The 6,812-nt window shown below is 70.3% G+C and carries 5 protein-coding genes; 2 read left to right on the forward strand and 3 right to left on the reverse strand.

Features of this window, described 5'->3' with window-relative positions; genetic code table 11:
• Positions 1 to 94: 94 nt before the first annotated feature.
• Entirely contained in the window at positions 95 to 895 is an 801-nt protein-coding gene (locus tag BIV24_RS28300; RefSeq protein ID WP_071369314.1) for a CPBP family intramembrane glutamic endopeptidase, read from the reverse strand.
• Positions 896 to 1,338: 443 nt separating this feature from the next.
• Complete coding sequence (locus BIV24_RS28305; protein ID WP_071369315.1) at positions 1,339 to 2,856, reverse strand: glutamate-cysteine ligase family protein; 1,518 nt, start codon at positions 2,854 to 2,856, stop codon at positions 1,339 to 1,341.
• Positions 2,857 to 3,386: 530 nt separating this feature from the next.
• Here BIV24_RS28305 and BIV24_RS28310 point away from each other — a divergent pair.
• Together BIV24_RS28310 and BIV24_RS28315 are read left to right on the forward strand one after the other, a co-directional pair.
• Positions 3,387 to 3,971, forward strand: coding sequence for a hypothetical protein (locus tag BIV24_RS28310; RefSeq protein WP_071369316.1), 585 nt, complete (start codon positions 3,387 to 3,389; stop codon positions 3,969 to 3,971).
• Positions 3,972 to 4,342: 371 nt separating this feature from the next.
• Positions 4,343 to 4,549: a DUF5999 family protein gene (locus BIV24_RS28315; RefSeq protein WP_071369317.1), complete on the forward strand. Its 207-nt coding sequence runs from the start codon at positions 4,343 to 4,345 to the stop codon at positions 4,547 to 4,549.
• A 109-nt stretch (positions 4,550 to 4,658) separates the two neighbouring features.
• Here the strand turns inward: BIV24_RS28315 and gcvP are convergent.
• Positions 4,659 to 6,812: aminomethyl-transferring glycine dehydrogenase (gene gcvP / locus BIV24_RS28320; protein ID WP_071369318.1), on the reverse strand; the 2,154-nt coding region annotated here is incomplete at its 5' end.

Consider the following 6,812-nt stretch of genomic DNA (forward strand, 5'->3'; position numbering starts at 1 on the left):
AGTCGAGTTCTGGTGTCAGACCGTGCCCCTGATACCACGACAGGGGCGTACGACACGCTCGTACGCCCCTGTCCGGAACCCCTGCGCGGGTCCTTCACGCCGTCGGCAGCCACCCCACCTTTCCCGCCAGCAGCGCGTACCCCACGAACGCCCCTATGTCGAGCAGCGAGTGGGCCACCACCAGCGGGCCGACCCGGCCCCAGCGCCGGTACAGGAAGGCGAAGACCACGCCCATCACCATGTTGCCCAGGAACCCGCCGATGCCCTGGTACAGGTGGTACGAGCCGCGCAGCACCGAACTGGCCGCCAGGGCCGTACCGGGGGTCCAGCCCAACTGGCCGAGCCTGCGCAGCAGATACCCGACGACGATGACTTCCTCCAGGACGGCGTTCTGCAGCGCCGACAGGACCAGCACCGGGTACTTCCACCACACGTCCGGCAACGCCTCCGGCACCACGGTGAGGTTGGCGCCCAGTCCGCGGACGGTCAGATAGAAGGCGATGCCCGTCGAGCCGATCGCCGCGGCGATCGCCGCGCCGCGCCCGAGATCCGGCCAGGGTCGCATCCGGTCGAAGCCGAGCGTGCGCAGTGAGGCGCCCTCCCGCAGCAGGAAGTGGGCGACGAGCACGACCGGTACCAGCGCCGACGCGATCCCGAAGAGCTGCCAGGCAAGATCGAGCCAGGGCCGTCCGGGCGCGGCCGAGGCGTTGAGGGTGGCCGCCTGTTCCTTGAGACCTCCCGGTTTGGTGACCGACCCGACAAAGCTGATCAGCGCGGACACCCCGCTCGCGCCGAGCGAGAGCCCCAGCACGAGCAGCGTCTCGTTCCGGAAGATCCGTCGCGTCGGCCGCTCCACCCGATAAGAATCGGCCACCGACCCTGCCTCCACCTGCACTCCCGCCTCCCGTTGGGCCGTCCCGTCTCATCCCCATCTTCGCCCCGCCAGGGTCGCGAACGAAGTGACGAAGATCGCGCGCGACAGGCCGCCGGGGGCCGACACCATGCGGGGGCGTACTCCCCCATGGTGCTGAGCGGTGCTTCGCAGTGCGCGTTCAGCGAGGAGAGGCACACGCCGTCATGAGACGACACAGCTTGCCCGACGGTGAGGGCGCGGGTGCAGCCGACCCCGTCGACGCGTGCGCGGTCGCACGGGCGGCCATCGCGACGGCCCTCGCCCGCACGGTTCACCGCGGGCATGACAGCCGCCCGCGGAAACGGACCGCTCTCCTTCGGCTCCTCCTGCCGGGGCGGCGCGGCATGCCTCAAGAACACGGCCCCGGCACGGCCCCCGCGCTCAGCCACGAAGCGATCGTGCGGGCGGACGGCCGGGAAGAGGGCTCACCCCAGCGGTGCCGGTTCCGGCGCCCCGACCGGCCAGGCGTGCACCGGCTCGCCGATGTGCATCAGCTCGTAGTACCGCCGTGTCGTCCTGGCCAGTGCGGTCTGCCGGTCGAGCCCCTGTTCCAGGGCCTGGTGGAAGGTGGCGGACTGCCAGCTCGCGCCGTTGACCCTCAGCCGGCACCGCTCGTCGATCACCCGGAGGTAGAAGTCCCGGTCGGCGGGCTCCACGCCCCATGCGTCGAGCCCCGCCTCGGCGAGCGGCAGCAGTTCGTCGCGTACGAGGTCCACGGCCTCCACCTCGGTGGTCCCGCCGTGGCGCCCGCGCCGCGGCCACCTCAGGCGCGCCTCGATGCCGTACCGGCAGGCCGCGTCGAAGTTGGCGGCAGCGGCCTCGAACGGCAGCCGCGTCCACACCGGCCGCGGCTCCTCGGCGAGAGCGCGGACGACGCCGTAGTAGAAGGCGGCATTGGCGATCACATCGGTGACGGTGGGTCCGGCGGGCAGCACCCGGTTCTCGACCCGCAGATGCGGAACGCCGTCGGCGATGCCGTACACGGGCCGGTTCCAGCGGTAGATCGTGCCGTTGTGCAGGACGAGTTCGGCAAGCTTGGGTGTCCCGCCCTCATCGAGGACCCGCAGGGGGTCCTCGTCGTCGCAGATCGGCAGTAGGGCCGGGAAGTAGCGCAGGTTCTCCTCGAACAGGTCGTACGCCGATGTGGTCCAGCGCTCCCCGAACCAGGTCCGCGGCCGCACACCCTGCGCCTGCAGTTCGGGCGGCCGGGTGTCGGTGGACTGCTGGAACAGCGGGGGCCTGGACTCGCGCCACAGCTCACGGCCGAACAGGAAGGGCGAGTTGGCGCCGATGGCGACCTGCGCGGCCGTGATCGCCTGCGCCGCGTTCCACACGTCGGCGAAACGCGCCGGCGTGACCTGCAGGTGCAACTGGACGGACGTGCAGGCCGCTTCGGGGGCGATCGACCGCGAGGTGCAGACGAGCCGCTCCACCCCGTCGATGTCGAGCGCGAAGTCCTCGCCGCGGGCGGCCACGATCTGATCGTTGAGCAGGGTGTAGCGGTCGACGGCAGAGAGGTTGGAGGAGACCAGGTCGTCGCGGTCGAGGGTCGGCAGAATGCCGATCATCACGATTCCGGCATCGACCTCGTTCGCTTTCCGGTGGGCATAGGTGAGAGAGGTGCGCAGCTCCTCGGCAAGCCGGTCGAATACCCGGCCACCCAAGCTGTGTGGAGCTATGTTGACTTCCAGGTTGAACATGGCGAGTTCTGTTTGGAAGTCTCGGCTTGCAATCCTTTCGAGCACCTGCGCATTCATCATTCTCGGCATTCCGTCGGCCCCCAGGAGATTCAATTCGATCTCCAGGCCCATAAGGTTCCTGGGGCGATCGAACCGCTTCTCCTCCAGCAGCCGCGCCAGCCCCGCCAGACACTGCCTGAGCTTGTCGCGGTAGCGCTGCCGATCGGACAGGTCGAACCGTCCTGCCACGACCTTCTCCCCCATCGAAGCGTCCCTCCTCGAATGGGCAGGCCGACGATCCGGCCGCTGCGGTCCCGGGTCACGGGGATGATGCCCAGACAAGGCGATCGATAACGCCCCGCGCGCAACCCTCGCCCGCTACGCTGACAGCAATCCGTCCGGGCACATTCACCCGGCATGGGACAGCACGCAGTTTTCGCTCAGGCATGTCGTGAAAAACGCCGACGAGATTCGGCCGACCGTTACGGACAAGTATTCTGAGGTCACCACCCGGGCGCCCTCGTGACGCTGGGACGAATACGGCTCACCATCGGCCGAATATCCCCTTGTTCACCCTGAAGGGATCACTAGGGGAAACACCAACTGAACATATGTCGTATAAACTCCGCCCACGGGGCAGAGTTGGCGCTCGCAGTCCTGAGCCCTGCCATCAGAGGCGCCATTCGTCCGGGCACAGTCCCCCACTCCTCTGGCCCCCAGAGCTGACAGCGTCGTCCGCTCGCCCCGCCACACCCCCCGCGTCACCATGCCTGTCGAATGAGAGGCGACCCACCATGCCGCTGCATGTCCCCCAGGCTCCCGTGCCCACGCTCCTCTCCGTCCTCACGGCACTCGGTTCCCCCACCGCGGTCCGCGAGGCGCCCACGCCGTCCCTGCGCACCGCCCAGGGACCCGTCACGCCCGAACTCCCCCTGCCGGTGCACGTACTGGACCGGATCACCCCAGCCGGCGCGCCGGCCACCCGGCTCGCCGGCTGGCGTTTCCTCATCCGCTGCGGCGACCGCGCGGTGGCCGCGGCCGAGACCCGTCCGACGCCGGACGGCTGGGCGTTCTCGCACTTCTTCGAGGGTCCCTACGTCGCCGCCACCGAGCGCGCCCTGCGTCAGGCGGAGACCCTGGAGAGGCCGTACCAGGCCCGGCTGTTGTCCGTGCCCGGGCTGTACATGCTCACCCTGTGGCTGCACGGCGACTGCGCCGCCGACGGTGCGGCCGGCCACCCCGCCGCGACCGATCTCCTGGTGCCGCTCGCGCCCGCTCCGCCCGGCATCGCGGCCCACCGCCCGCACCGCGTCGACGAGCTCCTCCCGGTCCTCACCCTCAGAGTCACCCCGGCCCCGCTGCTCGGCTCGCCCGCATAGGCCCCGTCCCCCACCGTGCCCCGCCGCGAACAGCCGCGGGGCACGCTGCACGTCCGGGCCGGTGATCCCCCCGCGCGATTCACGGCGTCGCGGGCGGGCGGCAGTTCGACGACAGGGACTAGCCCCTTGTGACCATCGCGAACCACCCAAAGGGACAGTGTAGTTAGGCTGAACCATCCGTGCGGGTGACGCGTCATGAACCTGTGAGGAGCGGTGCTGCGAAAGAGCTGCGGACTGACGCCCGTAGAGCAACACTGGTTGCAGACCGACGTATTCGCCAACGGGGGGCGGCCATGAACGACATGCCGAGCCGCAGGACAGACACGACAGCCATCCCACACGTCACGACAGAGCGAAAGATCCCATCCACCATGTGCCAGCACCAGCCACCGTGCCCGCCAGCCGAATCCGCCGACCGGGAGTCCGCCCGTCTCGTGGCGCACCACCCGGAGCAGGGATGGAGCCTGCTGTGCAACGGGGTTCTGCTCTTCGAGGACACCGGTGAGCTCCTGCCCGACGGTCAGATCATCGCCCCGCACCGGCCGCTGGGCACCGGCCAGGTGATGACGGCCGCCTGAGCCGGCGCACCAGGGCACCAGCTGCCCCGCCAAGCGCAGAGCCGGACATACGAGGGGCCGGACCGGAGACATACGCTCCGAACCGGCCCCGACGCACATCCGGAGGCGACTACGCCTCGTAGGCGTCCAACGGCGGGCAGGAGCAGACCAGGTTCCGGTCACCGAAGGCCTGGTCGATCCGGCGCACCGGCGGCCAGTACTTGGCGGCGGCCGAGACGCCGGCTGGGAAGACCGCCTCTTCGCGCGTGTACGCGTGCTGCCACTCCCCGCCGAGCGCCGCAGCGGTGTGCGGGGCGTTGCGCAGCGGGTTGTCGTCGGCGGGCCACTCGCCGGAGCCGACCTTCTCGATCTCCGCACGGATGGCGATCATCGCCTCGCAGAACCGGTCGAGTTCGGCCAGGTCCTCCGACTCGGTCGGCTCGATCATCAGCGTGCCGACCACCGGGAAGGACATCGTCGGCGCGTGGAAGCCGTGGTCGATCAGCCGCTTCGCGACGTCGTCGACGGACACGCCGGTCGCCTTGGTGAGCGGGCGCAGGTCGATGATGCACTCGTGCGCGACCAGGCCGCCCGGGCCGGTGTAGAGCACCGGGTAGTGCGGCTCCAGCCGCTTGGCGATGTAGTTGGCGGACAGCACGGCCACCTGGGTGGCCCGCTTGAGGCCCTCACCGCCCATGAGCCGGACGTACGCCCACGAGATCGGCAGGATGCCCGCGGAGCCCCACGGAGCGGCCGAGACCGGGCCGACACCCGTCTCCGGACCGGCGGCGGGCTGCAGCGGGTGGTTCGGCAGGTAGGGCGCCAGGTGCGCGCGCACACCGACCGGGCCGACGCCCGGACCGCCGCCGCCGTGCGGGATGCAGAACGTCTTGTGCAGATTGAGGTGCGAGACGTCACCGCCGAAGTGGCCCGGCTTGGCGAGGCCGACCAGCGCGTTGAGGTTGGCGCCGTCGACGTACACCTGGCCGCCCGCCTCGTGCACGGCCGCGCAGATGTCGGCGACGTGCTCCTCGAACACACCGTGCGTCGACGGGTAGGTGATCATCAGCACGGCCAGCTCGTCGCGGTACTGCTCGATCTTGGCCCGCAGGTCCTCGACGTCGATCTCGCCGTCCTCCGCGGTCTTCACGACGACGACCTTCATGCCGGCCATCACGGCGCTGGCGGCGTTGGTGCCGTGCGCCGAGGACGGGATGAGGCAGACGGTGCGCTGGTCATCGCCATTGGCCCGGTGGTAGCCGCGTACGGCGAGCAGACCGGCCAGCTCACCCTGCGAACCGGCGTTGGGCTGGAGGGAGACCTTGTCGTAGCCGGTGACCTCGGCGAGACGCTCCTCCAGCTCGCGGATGAGCGTGAGATAGCCCTGCGCCTGCTCGGCGGGCACGAAGGGGTGCAGCTGCCCGAACTCGGGCCAGGTGACCGGCTCCATCTCCGTGGTCGCGTTGAGCTTCATGGTGCAGGAGCCCAGCGGGATCATGCCGCGGTCGAGTGCGTAGTCCCGGTCGGAGAGCCTGCGCAGGTAGCGCAGCATCGCGGTCTCGGAGCGGTTCTCGTGGAAGACCGGGTGCGTGAGGTAGTCGTCACCGCGCAGCAGCGCCCCGGGCAGCGCATCTCCGGTGCTCGCGTCCAGCGCCTCGATGTCTCCCTCGACGCCGAACGCGGTCCACACGGCACCCAGCCGGTCCCGCGTGGTCGTCTCGTCGCAGGCGATCGACACATGGTCGGTGTCGACGAGGCGCAGGTTGACCCCGCGCTCGCGTGCGTCGGCGACGACCGCGTCGGCCCGGCCGGGCACCCGCACGGTGAGGGTGTCGAAGTAGGCGCCGTGGACGACCTCGGCCCCGCCCGCCGTGAGGCCCGCGGCGAGGAGGGCGGCGTACCGGTGGGTGCGCCGCGCGATGGCCCGCAGGCCCTCGGGCCCGTGGTAGACGGCGTACATCCCGGCCATCACGGCGAGCAGCACCTGGGCGGTGCAGATGTTGCTCGTCGCCTTCTCACGGCGGATGTGCTGCTCACGCGTCTGCAGGGCGAGCCGGTACGCCTTGTTCCCGTCCGCGTCCACGGAGACGCCCACGAGCCGGCCGGGCAGGCTGCGTGCGTACTTCTCGTGCACCGCCATGTATCCGGCGTGCGGCCCGCCGAAGCCCATCGGCACACCGAAGCGCTGCGTCGTCCCGACGGCGATGTCCGCGCCCAGCTCACCGGGCGAGGTGAGCAGCGTCAAGGCGAGCAGGTCGGCGGCGACGGTGACGAGCGCACCGCG

Source organism: Streptomyces colonosanans, assembly GCF_001866645.1.
In the GTDB taxonomy this organism is placed as follows: domain Bacteria; phylum Actinomycetota; class Actinomycetes; order Streptomycetales; family Streptomycetaceae; genus Streptomyces; species Streptomyces colonosanans.